Annotated in this window: 12 protein-coding genes, 1 tRNA gene, 1 pseudogene and 1 CRISPR repeat array; of the genes and pseudogenes, 10 read left to right on the top strand and 4 right to left on the bottom strand. The window is 38.4% G+C overall.

All coding sequences use genetic code 11. The features are described from left to right. Window positions 1-284: 284 nt before the first annotated feature. Both QNJ66_RS08120 and QNJ66_RS08115 read left to right on the top strand, forming a co-directional pair. Window positions 285-914, top strand: a complete 630-nt coding sequence (locus tag QNJ66_RS08120; protein WP_300505038.1) for a transaldolase family protein — start codon at window positions 285-287, stop codon at window positions 912-914. 44 nt (window positions 915-958) lie between these two features. Next, window positions 959-2,476, top strand: a complete 1,518-nt coding sequence (locus QNJ66_RS08115; RefSeq protein ID WP_300505036.1) for a hypothetical protein — start codon at window positions 959-961, stop codon at window positions 2,474-2,476. Here QNJ66_RS08115 and QNJ66_RS08110 read toward each other — a convergent pair. Further along, the gene (locus tag QNJ66_RS08110) at window positions 2,473-3,186 is read right to left on the bottom strand and encodes a pentapeptide repeat-containing protein (protein WP_300505033.1); all 714 of its coding nucleotides are present in this window, start codon (window positions 3,184-3,186) and stop codon (window positions 2,473-2,475) included. The genes QNJ66_RS08115 and QNJ66_RS08110 overlap by 4 nt on opposite strands. Before the next feature lie 243 nt (window positions 3,187-3,429). Between QNJ66_RS08110 and QNJ66_RS08105 the strand changes: the two genes are divergently transcribed. The 3 genes from QNJ66_RS08105 to QNJ66_RS08095 all read left to right on the top strand — a co-directional run bounded on the left by QNJ66_RS08105 (window position 3,430) and on the right by QNJ66_RS08095 (window position 5,406). After that, window positions 3,430-3,678: a hypothetical protein gene (locus tag QNJ66_RS08105; protein WP_300505031.1), complete on the top strand. Its 249-nt coding sequence runs from the start codon at window positions 3,430-3,432 to the stop codon at window positions 3,676-3,678. Between the two features lie 54 nt (window positions 3,679-3,732). Further along, complete coding sequence (locus QNJ66_RS08100; protein WP_300505028.1) at window positions 3,733-5,202, top strand: TldD/PmbA family protein; 1,470 nt, start codon at window positions 3,733-3,735, stop codon at window positions 5,200-5,202. Between the two features lie 130 nt (window positions 5,203-5,332). Next, a tRNA-Val gene (locus tag QNJ66_RS08095) sits at window positions 5,333-5,406 on the top strand. Between the two features lie 163 nt (window positions 5,407-5,569). Further along, a CRISPR array of direct repeats spans window positions 5,570-5,761; the repeat unit is 37 nt; unit sequence CTTTCAATCCATCTCATTCATCAAAATAGATTGTGAC. A 736-nt stretch (window positions 5,762-6,497) separates the two neighbouring features. Here the strand turns inward: QNJ66_RS08095 and cas12k are convergent. After that, window positions 6,498-8,336: a type V CRISPR-associated protein Cas12k gene (cas12k, locus tag QNJ66_RS08090; RefSeq protein WP_300505026.1), complete on the bottom strand. Its 1,839-nt coding sequence runs from the start codon at window positions 8,334-8,336 to the stop codon at window positions 6,498-6,500. A gap of 68 nt (window positions 8,337-8,404) precedes the next feature. Here cas12k and QNJ66_RS08085 point away from each other — a divergent pair, with 68 nt between their 5' ends. Beyond that, complete coding sequence (locus QNJ66_RS08085) at window positions 8,405-8,821, top strand: MerR family transcriptional regulator (protein ID WP_300505023.1); 417 nt, start codon at window positions 8,405-8,407, stop codon at window positions 8,819-8,821. Window positions 8,822-8,862: 41 nt separating this feature from the next. Here the strand turns inward: QNJ66_RS08085 and QNJ66_RS08080 are convergent. Further along, window positions 8,863-9,346: pseudogene (locus QNJ66_RS08080) on the bottom strand (transposase); the annotation flags it as partial. Between the two features lie 62 nt (window positions 9,347-9,408). Continuing rightward, the gene (locus QNJ66_RS08075; RefSeq protein ID WP_300505021.1) at window positions 9,409-11,532 is read right to left on the bottom strand and encodes a hypothetical protein; all 2,124 of its coding nucleotides are present in this window, start codon (window positions 11,530-11,532) and stop codon (window positions 9,409-9,411) included. Window positions 11,533-11,780: 248 nt separating this feature from the next. On the opposite strand from QNJ66_RS08075, the gene QNJ66_RS08070 reads away from it, so the two are divergent. The 4 genes from QNJ66_RS08070 to QNJ66_RS08055 all read left to right on the top strand — a co-directional run bounded on the left by QNJ66_RS08070 (window position 11,781) and on the right by QNJ66_RS08055 (window position 21,285). Further along, complete coding sequence (locus QNJ66_RS08070) at window positions 11,781-11,954, top strand: ssl1498 family light-harvesting-like protein (protein WP_300505018.1); 174 nt, start codon at window positions 11,781-11,783, stop codon at window positions 11,952-11,954. Window positions 11,955-12,171: 217 nt separating this feature from the next. Then, a complete protein-coding gene (locus QNJ66_RS08065) occupies window positions 12,172-13,482 on the top strand; it encodes an IS701 family transposase (protein WP_300505016.1) in 1,311 nt (436 codons plus the stop codon). A 24-nt stretch (window positions 13,483-13,506) separates the two neighbouring features. Beyond that, a complete protein-coding gene (locus tag QNJ66_RS08060) occupies window positions 13,507-15,816 on the top strand; it encodes a hypothetical protein (protein ID WP_300505013.1) in 2,310 nt (769 codons plus the stop codon). Between the two features lie 102 nt (window positions 15,817-15,918). Continuing rightward, a complete protein-coding gene (locus QNJ66_RS08055; RefSeq protein ID WP_300505010.1) occupies window positions 15,919-21,285 on the top strand; it encodes a hypothetical protein in 5,367 nt (1,788 codons plus the stop codon). Window positions 21,286-21,292 lie beyond the last annotated feature (7 nt).

The following is a 21,292-nucleotide window of genomic DNA, read 5'->3' as shown; positions in this document are numbered from 1 at the left end:
ATAATATTGGGGCAAGGTATTGGTATTCTGTCTTAATTGGTGATAAGTATTTCTCTAAGGTATTTGTTAGCCAAAGTTCTACAAATACACTGAGAACACCAGTAACCTTGGGGACACTTAGAAGTCTAAAAGCTTCTGGGTGCAAGTGAATCCCCATCTATAATCTTTGATGAGCGATGGGGTGTGTTCAAACGACTATATAACTGAGTCAAGATGAAACAGATGAAGCTACAATATAGTCTATGTGAAAAGTTTACTAGAAAGGAGCTTACTTTTTCAATATCATGATTTATCTTGATTCTGCCATCATTAGTGACGCAAAAATAGCCATAAAATACGGCTGGATAAAAGGTATAACTACTAACCCAACTTTACTAGCAAAAAGTGACTTATCTCCAGAAGAAACCCTGCAACAATTAACTAATATAAGTCCCGGTGAACTTTACTATCAACTAACATCAACCGAAGCTGAAACTATGATAGCAGAAGGGAAAAAAGCCTATGAATTAATAGGGGAAAAAACAGTCTTAAAAATTCCCGCCACAACTATAGGTTTTCAAGTCACAGCAACCCTATCTCCTCATATTTCTTGCGCTGTTACTGCTATTTATGGTGGCGCACAAGCTGCTGTTGCCAAAGAAGCAGGGGCTAAATATGCCATTGCTTATGTTAACCGTGCAACGAGATTACTAGGAGATGGTTTATCTTTAGTTAAAGAGATGGCTAAGGTTTTAGAAGGTAGTAACACTGAAATTTTAGCAGCTAGTTTAAAATCACCTCAAGAAGCTGCGGATGCACTACAGGCAGGAGCGCATCATTTAACAGTTCCCTTGGACATTTTAAACGCTATGACTACTCATGAATTATCAGAAAAAACAGTAGTTGAGTTTAATGAAAAAGGCCAAGGAATTTAACAATATTTAACTTTTTTTTTTGAGTATCATTAGCGAGCTAAAAAATGCAATCTGAAAAACAGATAATCCTGATTATTACTGTCTTATTTACTTCGGTTTTTATTGGTTCTCTTGGTCTAATTATAGCAAGCACTCAAGTAGCTATTCTCGCAGCATTATTAGTTCCCTGTGGTGTATTGTGTTACCTATTTCCTCGATGGGGTTTGTTAGCTTTTTTAGTTTATTTACCCTTAGGGGGAACCATTACTTATGCTGTAGCAGAGGTTTTTCAAGCCTTTGGTAGAGGGATAATTTTTAGGGCTTCTTATTCCTTATTTCATCTGGCCAAAGATGGGTTTTATTTACCTGCTTTAATAGGTATTTTAATTAGTTACAAAATATGGCAAAAGAAACCATTAAAATTTAAATCATTAATAATAGTGATCGCTTGTTTTGCCTTTAGTTGTTTATTAACTTTCTTTTTTGTGAATCTTCCTATGGATTTTGCCAACAGCGAAGATAAAGTTGCTTTAATGGGGTTGGTAGGTTTAAAAGTTTGGCTAGGTTATATTCCCTTAATATTTTGTGCTTACTATTGTATCAATAATCAGAAAACATTACTATTATTTAACCGTGTTTTATTGCTACTAATTCTTATTGCTTGTACTTTATGTTTAATTCAATACTTATTATTAGTTCATGGTATTTGTCCAGGAAACACTGATTTGCCGCCACCTTCCAATACTTCTGCTAGTTTACGCGCTCAATGTTTTGTCGGAGGTTCTGTGTTATTTAACCCTGGAAGAAACTTAATTAGATTACCAGGAACATTTGTAGCACCTTGGCAATGGGCTTGGTTTTTGATTGCCAGTAGTTTTATCAGTTATGGTGTTAGTTTTAGTGAACCTTCTCGCCTCTGGAAAGGTATCGGTTTTGTGACTATAATAGCTGTTTTAATTGCCACGTTAATTTCAGGACAAAGAACAGCCTTGTTTTTAGTACCTATTATTTATTTAACTCTATTTGTGGCAACGCAGAAAAGAAATAAAAATTTATTAATTAAATTAGGAATTATCTTTGTTTTAACTGTAATTATCACGACACAAATTGGTTTAGTTGATGAAAGAATTGCTAACTTTATTGGACGGTGGCAATATGCACCCCCTCAAGAGTTTATTGCTGGCCAAATACGATGGATAATCAATAATCACCTTACTCTATTAGGTAATGGATTAGGCAAAACAGCAAGTGCTGCTCGTCGTTTGGGTTCGATTATATTGGTGGAGACTTTTCCGGCTCAAATCATGTATGAAATTGGCATTTTAGGATATTTAGTATTTTTAAGTCTTGTCACAACCTTAACAATTCTTACTTTTAAAGCTTATCGTTCCTTAAAAACTCCTGGTTTGCGTGGACTGGGATTATGCTTATGGGTTTTTATTCTTTTGATTAGTTATAATCCTTATTATTACCCTCTGGCAGTTGACCCAGTTGCTGTTTATTATTGGTTTATTGCAGGAATGTTATTAAAATTACCCGTCTTAGAAAAAGAGAATATGTCTATACCTTTAGAGAAAAGTTAACTAAGTGTTTGATAAATACTTTCTAACTTACTTGTTTGCCAAATTCTTTCTAAATAGGGTAAATAATCATGATAACTCGACATTAAAGCAATTTTTTCTGAGAAACTATCTACTAAGTCTTGAACTTGAGTCCAAGAAGTTTCATGGAACAAATCATATTCAACAACTATTTCATCTTTTTTATAATTAAAATTATCAGAATTATGCTCATCAAATGTACTCCCGGTTAAGTCTACTTCAGTTAAATTTGCACCTTGTAAATTAGTGCCGATTAAGTTTGCTCCTGTTAAATAACTTCCAGATAAATCGCATTCTTCTAAATTAGCTTGATATAAATTTGTATCAACTAAATAACTATTGATAATATAAGCTTGATTTAAGTTGGCTTGTTCAAGATTGGCTTTACTTAAATCTGAGTTAATTAAAGTAGTATAACTTAAATTAGCTTCAGATAAGATAGTTTTGAAACAGATAACACCGCTTAAATTAGCATAACTTAAATTAGCCTTTTTCAAAGACCCTTCGCTTAGATTGGTATTGACTAATATAGCTTGTTCTAAGTTAGTATAATCGAGATTAGCACCCCGTAAATTTAATTGACTTAAATTTGCTTCTCTGAGATCAGGGACAATTTCAGGGTTCTCATTTCGCCATTGGTTCCAGCTATCTACACCCTTCATTAAAATATTTAACTGTTGTTGATTAGCCATTCTGATTTTCCCTCAATTTACAAAAGTTTATTTTTCTTCGCTTCAGTATAGTCACGGAATATTTAAACTTCTGTGATCGGGATCTCTATATTTAGGTGAAATTATCTCTTGACAAAATAATTCCTTGGCGATCACTGGGAACTATTATTTAAGTGATCACCATTAACTTTCAGTTCGTTAAACAGTTGTGAGAATTAAGTATGAGTATAAAATAGAAACATAACCACCTTTAAAATAATAAAAATGGATGCTTTCAGCCCCACTCCTCCAGCTTGGACAGAAACAGCGATTCGTGGGTTACAATTTCGTTGTCCTCGCTGTCATGCTAGTGCCAATAAAGCCCAAAAAGCTTGGATTAATAGAAGGGCCCCAGTAATCACCGAAGACTATGGCCGAAGATGGCAAGAATTTTATCTCTGCGAATGTGAACAAGCGTGGTGGGCCTGGAGTAGCGATCGCCCCCCTTCTGATTTAAGGGAAGATAAAGGATAATAAAAAATAAACTCAGTCTTTGTAATATTCAAACCCCGTTAAGGAAACTATCTTATGACAGCAACTTTGTTACTCTCCAAAGAATTACCACAATTATCGTATCAATCAAGTCGCGATCGCTTTGATAGTAGTTGGCAAGATCCCCTTTCCACCCTTTTAGGGTTAGGAAGGGCAGCCGGTGCCGACTTTTTAGAATTTTTCTTAGAAAGGGTTAACTATATTAGCTGTTTAGCCGAAGAAGACGCTATTACTAGCATTTCCCCTCGTTTATCCACTGGTGCAGGAATACGCATTTTTAAGGGCAAAGCGGACTGTTATGTTAGCACTAATGATCTCTCCTTTAAAGGGCTAAAAACCGCCTTAGAAAAGGGCTTATCCATCTTAGGTTTAACTTTACCTTCCCCTAACGCCTATATTCCAGAAATTAACCTAGAATTATTTAGAGATTACGCCGTAACCAAAAATAAAGAGATGTGGTTGCCCCAGTGTAGTTCCATCGAAGAAATGGGAGACACCCTATTACAAGCTAACGGGAAAATGGCGCAAAAAGCTGACCATATTCAGTCTCGTCGGGCTATGTATTTCCGCGACTGGCAAGAAGTTTTAGTAGCGGCCAGTGATGGTACTTTTGCCAGAGATATTCGCCTTACCCAGTCCGTGGGTTACTCCTTATTCTGTGCCGATGGAGAACATCGCGCGTCTATTGGCAAACGGTTTGGAGATACCAGTGACCCTGGTTTCTTGCGTCAATGGGACTATGAAAGTGCAGCCGAAGGGGTGGCCGAGTCTGCCGGTAAAATGCTCTACGCTGACTTTGTAGAGTCTGGAAATTATCCCATTATCATGGCTAATGAGTTCGGTGGGGTTATTTTCCACGAAGCTTGTGGTCATCTTTTGGAAACTACCCAAATAGAACACAAAACGACCCCCTTTATGGACAAGAAAGGGGAAAAAATCGCCCACGAAAATCTCACTGCATGGGATGAAGGTCGTTCCGATAAAGCTTTTGGGACTGTAGATATGGATGATGAAGGAATGCCCACCCAACGCACTCTCTTGATTGAAAATGGCATCCTCAAGAACTTTATCGCCGATCGCACGGGATCGATGCGTACTGGTCATCCTCGCACCGGTAGTGGCCGTCGTCAAAGTTATGCCTATGCTGCTGCTTCTCGGATGCGTAATACTTATATTGCAGAAGGTAATTTTTCTGTTGATGATATCTTTGCTTCGGTTGATAAAGGGATTTATTGTAAGCAAATGGGTGGGGGAAGTGTTGGACCCACCGGTGAGTTTAATTTCTCTGTTTCTGAAGCTTATTTAATCGAAAATGGCAAAGTTACTAAACCCTTAAAAGGTGCAACTTTGATCGGAACTGCTAAGGATATTATGAACGAAATATCTATGTGTTCTCAAGATTTAGGACTAGCACCAGGTTTCTGTGGTTCCGTCAGTGGCAGTGTTTATGTTACCGTTGGTCAACCCCATTTAAAAGTAGATAAAATCACCGTTGGTGGTCGTTAATTCTTTTGATTGCCCTCTCCTGGGAGGGGTAGAGGTGGGTAGGGGTCAAGGGCCGTTGACCCCTACTGCTCTTCTCAAATACTATTGTTTGCATTTTTGTTAAATACTGTGTTATGATAGAAGTCTGTGCGGACGTATAGCTCAGTTGGTTAGAGTACATCGTTGACATCGATGGGGTCACTGGTTCGAATCCAGTTACGTCCATATTTCCTGCGAAATATAAATGAATTATTGTACAGTAACTATGTACAGTAACTAATTATTTGTCATCGGTAACATATTACTGTCGCTTTAACAGATTATTTGTCATATAACTGAACCTCTCTAATACCAACTTATCTTATCTAAAATTACTAGGGAGGAGTCACTTTCAATCCATCTCATTCATCAAAATAGATTGTGACTCTGTCTTTAAGCATTTGTTTTTCTTGCTCTTGAGTAACTTTCCTTTCAATCCATCTCATTCATCAAAATAGATTGTGACAATTCCTTCTTTTCTAAGAATGGCTGTCAATTTGTTCTTTCAATCCATCTCATTCATCAAAATAGATTGTGACACCAGAAGTCCAAAAACCTTATATGCTAAGTGCTTTGTCAACTATGTGCGCTAGATAAGACTCAAAAGTTCATTTCATGCCACAGGCTTGAAAAAAATGAAAACTGAGAAATGCTACAACCTATATCTAATAACGGATTCGGGGTTTGCGCTAGACAACTATAGAAAAATAGTTGCTTTTATACGCTTCAAGCTAAGAGTGAGAAAGGATTTCACCTTGGTCTAGAATTACTTAGTAAAGATTACAGCATGACACATGCGCCTTTTCAGAATCAAACGTTTTTAGAGCCAACCCTAAAACGAGTTCATTTCATAGGACGTAACTGGACTCGCTTTCAATCTACTTAAAACCTATAAATTTGGTTATGTCTTTGACCATGCTTTATCCCGTCATTAGTAAGAAAAAGTAAGTGGATTCCCCCTTGATCGGAGGTGATTCAGTAGCCATCACTGTGGTAAACCCACGCCACTTATTGCTGGGAGCGCACCTACCCTATAAAATGAAGTTATCAGCTAATCTCAAGTTACAGGTTAATCATCTCTACAACCTAAATTGTAGAAATCAGCTTCAGGGTGGACAGCTACTAGGGTCAGAAAGCAAAACTATCTACCGACAGTTAAACTAACCCTCATTTTTCGTAGTTCAGAGATTTAATTAAAAACATGAGCTACGGCGCGATTAACATCCGTAATCAAGTATATAAATACTATATCAAATTGTCAAGGTACAGGTAAAATTTTAAGCAGATAGACGAGACTGATAAGCTCTTAAGGCTAATTCTTTTGCCTTTTGTTGTGAGTTGCCTTGTAGTGGTTGTTCACTTTCTTCAATAACTATCCCTAATTTAGAAGCTTGTGTGTGAATATTCTCGATTAATCTGCCGTAACTCCACTGATGGACTTGCATACGATATTTTTTAGCATATTGGGCTTGTGCTTCAACACAATTAGGGATTTTAATTTCAGCTTTAGCTTGAATTTCAGCTTGAATCGTCTCTCTTATATCCTTTAATTTAGGCACCACAATACTTCCTGCTTTATACGTCTTAGCTATTGTGATGATGGCTTTAGCTAATAAACGATCAATATATTGTCCTAACTCAGAATTACCAAACTGGTTATAGGATTCTTTTCGTTGTGCGACCTTGCGTTCATGAGATTGATGTTGTTTTTGTCTATGTTGACGGTTAAGTAAGGGATAATTTTCACCAAGTAGTTGTTTCATATTTCGGATAGTTAAAACTTTTTTGGTGATTCCATCAACAATAGCAATGGTAGCAGGTTTTTCTAATCCCATTGAAACGCCAACCAGGATATTAGACTTTCTTCTATATAAGGGGCGACTAGGACGAGGAAAAGGATTATTTAGTTTTTCTAGAGTTGATTGCTTGCGTTTAATAAATGCTTCTTGATTTTTAGTTAAATCATCTTTTTCATTCATCCTTATCAGAAATTCCGCAATCTCATCAGCTTTTTCTTGTTTAATTTCTTCGGTTCCTTCTTGCGTCCAAAAACGAGTATCTAATGTGCATTGAAGGGTTAAACGATTAATATCCCAGGGTTCCCCCTCGCCTTTGCCTTCTTGCCACAGAATTCGTCCTGATCGTAGGGTGAATAAAGCACTGGAATGTTGATTTTTACTAGACTTTTTGATTTGTTGATCTTCGTAAAAACGTTGAAACCATTTAAGTTGTCTTTTGTCACAGTAAATTTCAAATTTTAAGTCACTCATTCCATTGAATTTAACACAAAGACGACCTGTTTTATTTTTTGACCAAGTTAAATCTTCGTTAGTTTCGTAGTTAACAGGAAAAGGAATTGCTTGAGGTTTAGTTAATAATTTATCTTGCCATGTTCTTGCTTCTTCAACATTTTTGGGATCGGTGTGACAAGCTATCGCTAATGTTTCTAACCAGTGATCATTGGTTAAATTCCGACCTTGAGGCAAATTACTATTAATTTGTTCTTGTAATCGTTTAACTGCAATTTGTACTTTACGATGACGTTTAGCAAACTTCTCGGCTTTTTCTGGTTTTTTGGGTAGTTTGCAGGAATTTTTTAATAAGTAATTCAGGGCTGTCCGAGTTAGAGTATCTTTTTCATTATTATAAGCTTGAAAAAGAGTATCAAATAATCTTTCTGTACCTTCATGAGATTTTAATATCTCCGCAGCTTTTTGGCGAATTGTCTCTAAATTTGTTTCACTATTCTTGATTAATTGCTCATCACTTTTTAATATTTCTAACCAGCGTATTTTACCGTCAAGTTTTCGCTGTAGTCGTTGTTGAAGTTTGAGCCAGGATTTGAAGATATATTCTACTAACTTAATGCCAGAAGTATAAAACCGTGCAGGTTGTCCCAAAAAACGGGAATCTTTTTTTAATTCGCCACCTAATTGTTTGATAATTGTGGCCTTAAGTCTTCCTGCTCGTCTCCATTGGTCAAAGTCGGGGTGTTGTGCCACCTTTTGCAGTAATTCATTGATAAATGGCGTGTTTAAGTCTGCCATCAGTTGCCAGAGGGTTCGACGAGTTGGTTCTTTGGCAATGAGACGACATTGAACAGTTATTTGACTCATTTCACTTACACAAAGATGTTTGATACTAACATAATTGTATTATAGCAAATCTTTGTAAAATAGAGGTCATGGGAGAAACTTTTTTTACTTCTAAGGATGCTGCTAAAATTACGGGGTGTACTCTACGTCAGTTACAGTATTGGCGAGAAAAAGGGGTTATTGTCCCTATGGTGAGTGCAACGGGAACGGGGAGAAGTGTTTATTACTCTCGTTCTGAGTTGGTGGAGTTAGCTGTAATGGTATATTTGCTGTCGGTGGGGTTAACCTTTGAGTCTGCATCTGGGGTGTTGCAGCAGTTACGGGAAATTGAACCGAATTTTGCTGAAGAGAATAGTAAACGGCGTTTAATGTTGATTTTTGATACTTCTGAGGGAATGCTGAAGTTAATGGATTTTGAGCGAGAGAGTGCGATCGCTTTTCTTAATCAGGGTTTACCTGTTATTCCTGTGTGGTTATATGGAATTCATCAAAGAATTAAGCTATGAACTACCTAATATAGGGTTTGCTGAAAAAGTTACTCAAAAATTTATGCCACTTTTGACCAAGATTTTTCTGACAAATCAATAAGTTTCAGCACAAAAAAACGGTTTAAACTATAATCAAAATTAATGAGAAGTTGCTCAATTAGTTCTCCTGTTCTATCATTAGTAAATAAGGACAAAAAAAACGACAAAAACTGCCTCAGCAGTCTAGAAAGATTGACAACTAAAAATGTAATAGCAATAGATGTTTCCGAGGTTTCAGGGAGTTTGGTCATCACGAGATTCAAGCTATAGCATTACTCATTATGGTTAGGACGTTATAGAGATTCCTCGTGCCTCGGAATGACAGAATAAGGATACGAAAAATGTCCTAACTAATTTTTGTACTGCTATAAATCTTCGTTTAGCTTGTCCAAATTTTCCTTCGATGGCATTACGAAAGCTTTCATCTAAATGAGCTTGTTTCTTCTCTTCTTTACTCACATTTTTGGGAGGTCTTCCTAACTTAGGACCACTGATTTTGGACAAAAAATAGCTGTTAGCGTAAAGGCGATTATCTTAATATCGAACTCAGGTTGCTACACAGCTGGTCAATTAGGCAAGGCTGTATATCTTAACGTAATGATGACATCCGTCAGTTTGTCCAACTTGTTGTCTGTAGAAATCAATCTGGGATTGGTGGCTGTTGGAATCTCCAATTTCCACGCGGAGACCGCACCAGTACCTTCAAAGGGCAGGTAACGGGCGTCGTTGAAATTCAACTCAAAGAGACCACTATCATTGAGACCCTGGGATAATGCCACCTGTTGGTTGGTGCGAAAATCCTTGTGCTGACTGCCGTCTGGCCAGGTGAGGGTGTTGCTTGTCTGGGTCAGGGTAGCATGGATAGTTTGATAAGGCCCCAGCACCGCCGGGAAAGAAAGCGCGATGGTCTTGATCTGACGGAAGGTGTGGTTTGGATAATCAGCATCGAAATATTTCTGTTCAAGTTGAAACGTACATGTGCCAGTGTTAACTAAATTCTCAAACTCTTTAGGGTAATCGGCTTTCAATGAGACCATCTTCACTATCTCAAACTTGCGTTTATTCTGTCTCATAAACGCATTTTCCATTCTTTGCAGAGATAGTTGCAGACCTTCGCCGGCTAGCAAACCATGGTGCAGATTGTTCCAATAGCCCGGTTGGATAAAGTTCTGGCTTGCGCCCAATTCATACTGCCAAGCTTGCTGGACGGTGACACAGAGTTCGTATGCCAGTTGATAGGCTTGAAAATAGAGGGCTGAACTTTTGCCAATCAGCCATTGGTAGAGCTGTTGGTTGGTGAACTTGGATTTCAGGAAAGTCTCCACCTTTTGTTCTTGGTCTAGGTTCTTTTGCAGGATGGTCAGATCCTGTTGGGCCATGCGCTGCTGGGTTTGAGCCGCCAATATCTGCTGCTTGATTTGCTCAATATCATCCTGTGCGATCGTTTGTTGCAAAGTCCAATCTTCCGCTCTCCGTGCGAACCCGGCCTGGGTTCCGGCTAAACCAGACCCCATGCTCAATGTATTACCGGTTCCTTCTAGAATACTTGCACCCTCACTGATAGAAAAACCCGGACTGGCTCCCCCATCAGAAAAACCGTAGATTGTAGGAAAAAGATGGGCAATCGCAGCAACTCCCTTGATAGCTTGTGCTAGGGTTTGAGATTCAATTGCCTCAATTTCTAATAGTGTTTGTGCTATTTCCCATCCTGAAAGCCCTTTATTAATCAGTTGCGTATAATGATTCAAGCGATCGGTGGCATTTTGTAAACTCGCCTGGAGTGCCTCGATGCTTTGTCCTGCCTGATCGATCTGCTCTTGCTTGGCAATGCTGGTCAATGACAGAATGTTTTGTTGGTTATTACTGTTCAAGATCGCCAAGGCCTCGGCATCATTTTTCTCTAAGGCTACTAAGACAGATTGTCCCAGTTGAATCGTCAGTTGGGTAGCCTCTCGCGCTTTTTCTATCAGCACATCAAAGCGATAATAGGGGAACGCCACCTGGAGAGTGGATAGTGCTTCTCCGATACTTTCTCCTGCGGCAAAAGCTTCCACCAATGCCAATGGGTTGATGGGTGGTTGGAACAGTGCTAGGTTCTCTTGCACTCCATCAATATTTAGCTTATGGCGGATGTTGTAGAGTCGTTGCTGAATAGTCGTCCAATAGCCAATATACTTATCGTTTTCTGGCAGACAAAAGTAATCCCCCGGAATCAAATTATGGGGCGTAGGCTGTGTCGAAGAAGCCGTCGGTCCTTGACTTTGTTCGATCTCGATCAAGAACTCAGGGATACCTTGAAGTGTTTTTGTTTTTGTCTTTTGTTTGGAGTAAGTCCGGATTTGCGCTAAATTCATGGGAGCGGGCAAATCGCAAGGGCCAGAATCGGTAGGTTTATTACCTAGCATATCGTAGGCTTCCACATACAGCATGGTCGCTTCGAGAATGCTCTCAATGCTGTATTCACGGAAGAGGTTGTCGCCCCATTGGATGAGATTATCAATATAACTCATCTTAATGGCCTTTTGGTAGGCAATGGGACGGAGTCTGGCAATGGCATGAGGGTCGAAGGGATCATCGTTGTACTTCTCCAATTGCGCCGAGTTGTCGAGGTCGTCCTCTACTTCCTGCGACCAACTTTTATTCAGTTCCTTCAGTTCAGTCCGCAAGGTGTGGTTATAAGCGGTACGCAAGCCGAGGAACCGCCAGTATAGCAACCGCCAAGGCAATTAGGACATTTTTTCAAACTCAAACCTAATAGCATCCAGGTTTTTACCTCCTGCCTCCTGCCTCCTGCCTCCTGCCCCCTGCCCCCTGCCTCCTGCTATAGCAAGCTGATTCTTCAGATAGCATTAAAAAATAATTTGTCAAGTTCTCTTTACAAAATGTTACTTTACTTGTTACAATTATTTACATAGAGAGCCACAGGAGGCAACAAGGTATGTACACCACCACCCAACTCGACAACGGTATTCTCAACAACTACGCAGTAGAACCCCAACCTTACTACGCTGAATATCCTGCTCCTTTTCAACAACGTCGTTACTTAGTCCAGGGTGCAATCGCTACATTATTCGTCACCAGCTTAGTCATTGTTTCTGCCGTTATTAGCTAAAAAATTATCTCTTGCTTGACAATCTTAAGGTTTTCCTATTTCACCTCAGTTATTCTGAGGTTTTTTATTATTTATATTTTTTTTAAAGCTTATTGATATGAACTAACCAAACTTTGGGCAGACTAATAACAGATAACAACAAGTCACCAAATATCCCTCTTTCGTCACTCTGGGAGAGGTACAATGAAGAAAAAAGTCTGAAAGTCAGACAGAGACTATGGTTAAGCCTCGCCCTCCTCAAATGACTGTAAAATGTGTTGATACTTACTGTGAACTCTACAGAGATTTATTTGTAGAAGTAAGAGCTTATGAAGCGTTTAAATATCTTCATCTGGGAATCATCAGTGAGATAAAAAGGAAAAGTTTGCCTGCGATCGCCAAGTTAGTTGGTTTAAAAAATGAGCAGGGATTATTACATTTTTTAACGGAATCACCTTGGAAAGCAGAAGAATTAGAGAAAAGAAGATTAGAAGTTATTTTAAAGATTCTAGAAGGAAAGGAGATAATGGTAATAATAGATGAAACAGGAGATAAAAAAAAGGGGAAGACCACGGATTATGTAAAAAGACAATATATAGGAAATCTAGGGAAAATCGAAAGCGGAATAGTATCGGTAAATGCTTATGGTTATTGTGAAGGAATGACCTTTCCCTTAAAATTCAAAGTATTTAAACCTAAAGGAAGACTACAAGAAGGAGATAAATATAAAACTAAGCCAGAAATAGCCATAGAAATAATTAAAGAACTAAAAGAAGTAGGATTTAAAATCAAAAGAGTATTAGCAGATAGCTTATATGGGGAAAGTCACAGTAATTTTATCAGTATAATTGAGAATTTAGGAATAGAATATGCAGTGGCTATCCGCAGTAATCATGGAGTATGGCTTCCAAGAGAAGCAAAAGTTAGAGTCAACCAATGGAGGAAATTTGAACACATAAGATGGGATGGGAAAAAAGAAATTCGATATATTAGAGAAATAATTTATGGAAAAAGAATGAAGATAAGGTATTGGGAAATTACTAGAGATAAAGAAAACATAACTAAAGAAAAAAGTTGGTTTGTGATGACGAGAATCCCTCAGATTAAATATAAAGAAGTTGCGGATATTTACGGAGTAAGGACTTGGGTAGAGTATGGATTTAAACAATCTAAAAGTGAACTGGGATGGGCAGATTTTCGAGTTACCCACTATGAGCAAATTCAGAAGTGGTGGGAATTAATAATGTCAGCTTATTTGATGATTTGTCTCCTGAGTGAATCTTTTAATTCGAGCGTGAATCCCATTCCAAAAACTTTTCAAAATCATGAGTTATGGGATGAAGGAAAAGGCTGGAAATCTCTTCTAAATAATGTTCAGTTAATTTTGCAACCTTATTTTTACTTTAATTTAATTTTAAAGTGGTTGAAAGTATTTCCAATTCCTCAACTTTCTTTAGGCTTTCCAAGGCTTATTGCTAAAATAAATGAGGTTGACTATCTACATTACTTAGTCTATCTTTGGGATGATTTTTGTTATTCTTCTGCCTAGAGTGACGAAAGAGGGATAACTAAGGTGGGAGACGGTGATACTGTTGCGCTACAGTTTGGTATCGGCAATATTAATACTCAGGTAGGAAATGGTACGTCTCTAGCATTAATGGCAGGGAAGGGTAATATTTATACCAAGGTGGGTGATGGCCTCAGTGCTGCTGGAATGCTCGGTTTAGGCAATATCTATACTCATGTGGGGAGTGGAGATAGTATCGCAGTGATGGCTGCTCAGGGGAATGTCTTTACTAAAGTTGAAGTCAATGATCAACAACCGGATGATCTGACGGCTGCGGCCATGTTTGGTGGGGGTAATATCTTTACCCATCTGGGAGACGGGACAACCGGTGCATTGATGTTGTCTGTGGGTAATGTCTTTACCAAAGTAGGAGATGGGACCACTGTTGCTGCTATGGGAGGTAAGGGAAATATTGCTACTCATATCGGCGATGGCATGACTTTAGCGGTGATGGCTGCTACAGGTAATGTCTTGACTAAGGTGGGAGATGGTACTACGGCAGGTTTAATGATCGGTGGGGGGAATATTTTTACCCATGTGGGAGATGGCAATACTATTGGTTTAACCGCAGGAAAGGGCAATATTGTTACTAAGGTGGGACAAGGGGATCAGATTAATGTTGCTTTTGGTAAGGGTAATATTGTTACTCACGTTAGCACTGAAGGGGATAATAATAATAGTTACAACGTCAGTATGGGTGAGGCCAACATCATCACGAAAGTGGGTGATGGTAAGCAGGTTAATGTTGTTGGGGGCAAAGCTAATATTGTCACCCATGTGGGTGATGGAGATGATGTTAATTTAATCTTTGGTCAAGAAGGGAGTATTGTCACCAAAGTAGGGGATGGGAATACTATTACAGGCATTATTAATAGTAAGCTCAATGTTATTACCCATGTAGGTGATGGAGACAACTTACAAGGGGTTTGGGGTCAAGGTAATATTGTCACGAAAGTAGGTGATGGAACTTCTTCTAGTGTGTTAAAAGGTGATGGGAATATCATTACTGCGGTGGGTGATGGTTCTCAAGTTGGGGTGTTATGGGGTCAGGGTAATATTGTTACTAAAGTGGGGGATGGTACCTCGGTTAATATTCTCAAAGGTGAGGGGAATATTCATACCAAAATAGGGGATGGGACTTCTATTGGGGTGATGAAAGGCAGTGCTAATATTAATGTTCAGGTAGGGGATGGTGATAGTATTTTTGCTGCTCACGCTAATCATAATATTTCTGTCAAAATTGGGGATGGAGATTATTATGGCTTTACTTTTGCTAAAACGAAGTCTAGCGCGTTAGAGAAGGCTAAAAACTTAGGAAGCAACTTATTACAAACCGCAGGGGGTTTTCTGGGTTCGGAGGTCATTTCTCAGTTGGTTTGGGGTGCGCCTCCTACTTCGGAAGAAAATGGACAGGAAACGATTTCAGAGGGAAATAATGAGCAACTTTCTCCAGAAAATAGTTTAGAAACACCGCAACTTTTAAATACGGTTAGTTTGTCTTTTGATGAGGAGAGTATTACTAAGCGATCGCAGTCTGATAACTATAGTATTAAACCTGAAACTATTTCTATTGAGGAAAAGACTCTTTCTTCTAATCTCAATGAGAATAATATCGAGAGTATTAATAATAATAACCAATCCTCAGAAATAGCTGCTAGTGGCAGTTTAGCAGGGGAAGCAGGGGCAAAACTGCAAAATGGAGTTGATCAAGTCAAAACGGATATAAATTCTCTTATTGACCAATCTGAACAGGTTTTAGGTAATGGGGGAGAAGTTAGTCAGGTATTAGATGATTTGACTAATACTTTGGTGAGTCAGTTGGAAGTATTGGATCAATATATTGATAAGGGAGATGAACTTTTATCTGGGGGAAATAATAGCAGTCAAAATGAGTTTAGTCAGGGTATTGTGGGACGGGTTAATAATGATCTGGATGATACTTTCAACAATGTTAATGAGCAGTTAGGGACGGCAAATGACAAGGTGAGTGATGGGGAAGTTGAGATTACTAAAGCGACGTTAGAAGCGAAAAAACGTCAACTGGATGCTGATGAAAGTCAGTCGGATGCTTTGTCTGCTAAAACGGATGCTGAAAAGCAACAAGAAGATGCAGAAAATAGGGTGATTGATGCTGAAAATAAGGCTAATAATGCTCAAAATGAAGCGAATAGTCAGGTGAATAAAACTCAGAATAATGCTGAAGGGGAAAAACGAGATATAAATGATCAACCGACAGATAGAAAAGCGTTTGAGGGGAGTAGTTTAGATAATCAAACGGTACAAACTGAGGTGAATATTGATGATATTTTTGGTTAGTTTAGTGATGCTGAAATCGAGGGTAATAAGGACAGTATTTTAAGTTCTCAACAACAATATTTATTAGATAAGGGCATCAGTAAGGTTGATATTTTACCAGTCTTGAAAGATGGCAATGGTTTAGAAGAAGAAGAGGAAGAAGAAGAAGGAAATGGCAATTATGGGAAAACTCATGTGGGTAAAAATGATAATAGTATTTCAGGCTTAAAAGCGTCTTGGAAAGAGTCACAAGGGGTTGAAAGTTGGCTTGATGGGGAGCATTATTTGACTTCTAATATTCGTGTTCTTTTTTCTGTAGGCGCTGTGGAGACGGTTAACGATTTTTATGAAAGGATAGAAGATGTTAATATAATAAAACAGTTTAAGGAGAAATTTACAAATGTCATACTAACAAGATACAACGAGTTAAACATACGAGTCACTCGGAGTGTCTCGGAGGCTCTGGATAATCAAAACCTTCCTGATGTGTATCATAGATATATGTCCACAGAACAGCTTGTTACATCAATATTAGGTGTAGATAAATATTTTTTACGTGAACTTTATGATGCTGATAGTTCAGAAAATAATAAGAATTTTCACGATTTTATAGAGAATTTAAGATTAAAGTTAGACAATGCTTTATCTTTACCAAATTTTACGTTTAAAGCTACTTTCAATTTTGATGATAAAGTTTTATTAATAAGTACAGCAAACACAGAGAATATTAATGGGTTAGTTCTGTCTTCTGATATTAAGGAACCCAACAACATAAGCGAACAGGATGCTGAATTATTGGGCAAGAATTTTTCTGTTTATAAAGTTGCTAAAATTGATGAGGATAACAAAATAGTAGGTGATCAATATCATATTACATCGGCTAGTACATCTTCTTCCACATTTCGTCTAGCTGATACAGGATTAAAATGGGATGTATTCATTGAATTAATTAAGAATTCAAATACTCATTTGATTGCTGACAGCTTAAAAAAGTATACACGTAACGAAGCTTTTGGTTATACTGATATATTTGAGGGTATTCAAAATAAGAGATCTGGATATGAAATAATTTATGATGCAGTAACGAGTCAAAGAAAACTACCTGAGAAAAAGCAATATAACTCTCACAGTATAAATCACATATTAGCTGATTCAGCGATCGCAAGTATTTTACATCAGTTAGCGGGTAAAGCAATTAATAATCAATGGAATGATGAAACGATAGAACAGAATGTTAAACCTTTTCTAGAAGCATTAGATAATCAATCATTTAATTATGTAGACGAATCAAATAGTGACAAATCTTATGCTCATGGTAATGATAATGATACTTTTTCAAATCGAGCATTACAAGTATTTAAAGACGCTGTACTAGGATTAATTTTTGATAAAGATAAACTTTATGAAGCTATTCATACTATTTCCTACGCACCTGGAAATATTCGTTGGGGAGATCGAAGTACAAACACACGAATAAGTAATTTTTTTGACCCGATTTTTAAGTTAGATGGTGATACTATTCAATTAGATGAATCAAGTCAAGCTATTTATAATGCAGTCGATGAGTTAAAAAATAATAACTTGATAACACCAGAACAGTTTGACTTAGCAACTAAATTAGCAGGAAGTGAAAAAGATGATGCAAACAATGGAACTGTTTTAACTTCATCAAAGATAATAGGATTGAATGATTCAGAATATGTCTTAAACATTGAATTTGAAAACATTGATGATAATAACAATGGTGACATGAATGATGAAGATAACTCTATTCGTCAAATAACAATTGATGGAGAAACGTATTTTTTTGATAATAATCTAACTCAATTTCTAAAAAATAATAAGCGTAATGAAGACTCAAGTATAAAAGAACCAAGCAGTGGTATTGATAAAGCGACCAAACGGATAGACTACGAAATAATCAATAACTCTACCAATGAAGCAGGAGATCAACTAACAATTTATAGAATAATAGATCCCAATGGTGGAGAACCCCTTTATCGAGTACAAATTGATATAGAAGGAAATAAAAGTCAACGTATTAGTATCTTTAGCAGTGAAAACCCCATACAAGCAGATGGTTCCATCCGTTTACCCGAAACTACCACCATTATTTCCCACGGTGAAAAACTAGAGGGAACCTATACCAGTACCCTAGAAAACCATTACCTCGGTCCAGACGATCAATATCTCCGTATTGGTGCTAACGACTTCCGTAACATAGAAAACATCGAAACTGCCGAATATCAAGCAGCAAACAGTGAAAATAACCTTTATCTATTAACCAAGTATCGAGGGGAAGACGAAGGTTTAGGGATAGACACCAGCAAAAACCAAGAACAAATCTTACTCACTACTTTACGCGATCGCACAGCTAACGACAAACCCAACATTGGTTATGTCACCGTTGGTAAACACACACAAGTTACCTCCCAACAAGCAGAAGCAGCGTTAAGTCGTTTCGGAACAACTACAATCATTAGTGGATATTGTCGCGCTTGCGCAACCGTTGATAATGCAGAAACCTACCGTGCAAAGCTCAAAGACTCAGCCATATATACCCATTACGACGGCATAGAAGACTTTGTCTATAATATCAAACAAACCATCCAAGATGTGGCCCAAACCCGTCAAACCGACTTAGAAGGACGACGCAGCAGCACCGTAGAAAAGCTCATTCAACAAGGCCAAACCATCGGTGGAAACATTGAACAAAAATCCTTCTCCATCGACTCTCAACTACCATTTCCCGACTTTGAGAGCAACAAAATAGATACCAGTGGTAACTTACAAGTTCAAGTAGGGGATGGAGAGTTTACCGCAGCATTCTGGGGTAATACAAATATCGGTATCAAAGTGGGTGACGGTGGGTTTAAAGCTGCTGCATTTGGAGACAATAATATCTTTGTCCATATTGGAGACGGTGACACCGCAAAATATACCCAAACTATCGGTAACTATAACGCATTTGAAGGCGCACAACTCTTTATCGGTCAACGCAACGTTAGCTTTAACTATGGTGTCAGTAATGACTTCATCGTCATGTTAGATCAGTCTATTCCTTTACCTCCCTTCCAAAGTCCCTTTAGTGGTCCGACGGATATTGTCAGTTATCTCAAAGAAGATATTGCTCAGTTTAATGTTAGTGGAGACAGTAATGATATTGATCCCTTGACCGGTGATCCCATCGAAGATAACTATTACGACTCCCAAAACTACTTATGGAGTCAAGGAAACGCTCAACAGATCATCGAGCAAATATCCAGTCTCGATCAAAACAGTAGCGTTGAATATGACACAGTATTTGACTATGGAAGTGAAAGCGATCGCAATATCCGTGCATTACAAGCAGACACAGAAAGAGCCTTAAATAAAGGGTTTAACCGAGTATTAGCAGGAGGAAGTCCCTTTAAAGAAGCACAGGGAACCCCCCTAAAAGACCAAAACTTTAACCTGACTATTGCTGGCCAAGGTGCAGACATTATCCTCACCAACGGGGACAACCAGTTTATGTTCACTGATAATATCCCCTCCTTGTTAGATACAACGATCGCTTCCGTGTTTGGAATAGTTTCCCAAGAAACCAACGACGAAAATGGTCAAGTGGGTAACACCCTCAGTTATGACCCCCGTAACGCATTAGGAAACTTACTCAACCAACTGATCGCACGGGTTTCTGCTTCTCTCCCTGACTTAACCTTAGGGGAAGCGTTAGGACTCACCTACGATGCACAAGGTATAGCAATAGACAGGTTAGTTAGGACACATAAATTGTATTTTAAGGCAACAGGCAACAGGCAACAGGCAACAGAAAAATGTCCTAATAGCCTTGGCGACTGCTATAACATCACCACAACTGATGCGCAACGGTTAACTCAAGAAGACTTAGATAGTATCCGTGAAGCATTTGCTCAGTTTGTTAGTCAAAATGCTCAAAAAGCTGGCCTAGACTTGAAAGATGAAGAAACCGGGGCTAACTTTGATATAACTAACCCTCGTCATCTCTTGGGACTGTTTGAAGCGTTTGGGAATGGAAACCTCAGCAAGTTTATTGATCCTGATGGACTTGTAGATAGCTTAAAATCAGCATTAGATATAGGAGAAGATGCGCTGAACACTTTCCGCGATCGCTTTACAGGAGAAGAGGAAACAATAGCAACCCCACCAGCAACAGAAACCCCCGAAACAGACAACGCAACCCCACCAGCAGTACCTGTTGTCGAGTCATCTGAAGTATTTGGGTTTGGGGGACTAACCTTACCTTCTGTCTTCGATATTGATATTCCTCAACTGTTTAGTACCAAAACCCTCGACGACATGATAGGACTGGTCAACGGTTTTGAGGGTGATATCGAAACCATGCAAGAGCAAATGTTTGACTTCTTCGCTAACAGTGGTTATATGACCGGAGACGGGGATCTTTTGGTCAGTTTAGGGAACAATAACTTTACTTGGGGAGGTGATGGTAACGACTTAGTGGGGTTGATGGGACTGAATAATAACTTCTGGGGTGGTGATGGTGATGATCTCTATTATGGGATGGGAGAAAATAATCAAGGTAGCGGTAATAAAGGGGATGATACCGCCGTTTTAATCGGTATTAATAACCTTTTCTTCGGGGGAGAAGGTCATGACTTCGCTTTAGCAGCAGGAAGCTACGCTAACCTTTCTGGGGGTGAGGGTGACGATACTCTGTATGTTCTCGGTAGCGATAGTTGGTTAAATGGTGGAGACGGTGAAGACTATTTAGTTGCTGTGGGGAACTATAACGCGGTTGTCTCTGGTGAGGGGAATGATTATGTTGTTTCTATTGGTAACTATGGTGACGTAGAATCTGGTGCCGGTCAAGATGTGGTAACAGTCTTTGGTAATAAAAACACGGTTAAAACTGGAGAAGATGATGATTATTTACGCATTATGGCACACCAAGGGGAAGTATTTGCCGGTGCAGGTAATGACTTCTTATTGGTTGATCAAGAAGCTAAGGAAAATAACATTAAAGGTGATGCAGGAGATGACACTTTTGTTTTAGGAGGTTCTAACAATAATTATTACAGTGGTGAAGGAAAAGATAGTTTCATCATCAGTCATAATTACCAAGAAGCAGTCATTAAAGATATTAGTAGCGAAGACCTCTTAATGTTTGCTGATGTTGCTGATAGTCAACTATGGTTTAACCGTGATCAAGATAATCTCTTGATTCATGTGCAGAACACTCCTAATAACGAAGAAGAAGAACTAACTAATTCAAGTTTGAGCATTGAGGACTATTTTAACAATCAACAAGCTAATATTGTTCTTGATACTGGACTGGTTTCCGACAGTGGAGAAACTGCTTATGAAATACTTACTCAAGAGGGTTTATTAGACCTCATTGATACTATGTCTAACTATGATGTTCTCGGTTCAGGAGACGCTTTCTTAAGCAATGTCAGTGATGAAGATATCGAAAAATTAGCGATCGCCTGGAATGATACTTCTATTGTTTAGATAAAGG

It is taken from the genome of Crocosphaera sp., from assembly GCF_030064895.1.
Classification (GTDB): Bacteria; Cyanobacteriota; Cyanobacteriia; order Cyanobacteriales; family Microcystaceae; genus Crocosphaera.
The sequence above is the reverse complement of the archived record's forward strand: the minus strand, read 5'-3'. Positions and strand labels throughout refer to the sequence as shown.

Bases quoted from the DNA above. Each gene is read 5' to 3' on its own strand.
- QNJ66_RS08120 (WP_300505038.1), top strand. From the start codon at position 285: ATGATTTATCTTGATTCTGCCATCATTAGTGACGCAAAAATAGCCATA.
- QNJ66_RS08115 (WP_300505036.1), top strand. From the start codon at position 959: ATGCAATCTGAAAAACAGATAATCCTGATTATTACTGTCTTATTTACT.
- QNJ66_RS08110 (WP_300505033.1), bottom strand. From the start codon at position 3,186: ATGGCTAATCAACAACAGTTAAATATTTTAATGAAGGGTGTAGATAGC.
- QNJ66_RS08105 (WP_300505031.1), top strand. From the start codon at position 3,430: ATGGATGCTTTCAGCCCCACTCCTCCAGCTTGGACAGAAACAGCGATT.
- QNJ66_RS08100 (WP_300505028.1), top strand. From the start codon at position 3,733: ATGACAGCAACTTTGTTACTCTCCAAAGAATTACCACAATTATCGTAT.
- cas12k (WP_300505026.1), bottom strand. From the start codon at position 8,336: ATGAGTCAAATAACTGTTCAATGTCGTCTCATTGCCAAAGAACCAACT.
- QNJ66_RS08085 (WP_300505023.1), top strand. From the start codon at position 8,405: ATGGGAGAAACTTTTTTTACTTCTAAGGATGCTGCTAAAATTACGGGG.
- QNJ66_RS08070 (WP_300505018.1), top strand. From the start codon at position 11,781: ATGTACACCACCACCCAACTCGACAACGGTATTCTCAACAACTACGCA.
- QNJ66_RS08065 (WP_300505016.1), top strand. From the start codon at position 12,172: ATGGTTAAGCCTCGCCCTCCTCAAATGACTGTAAAATGTGTTGATACT.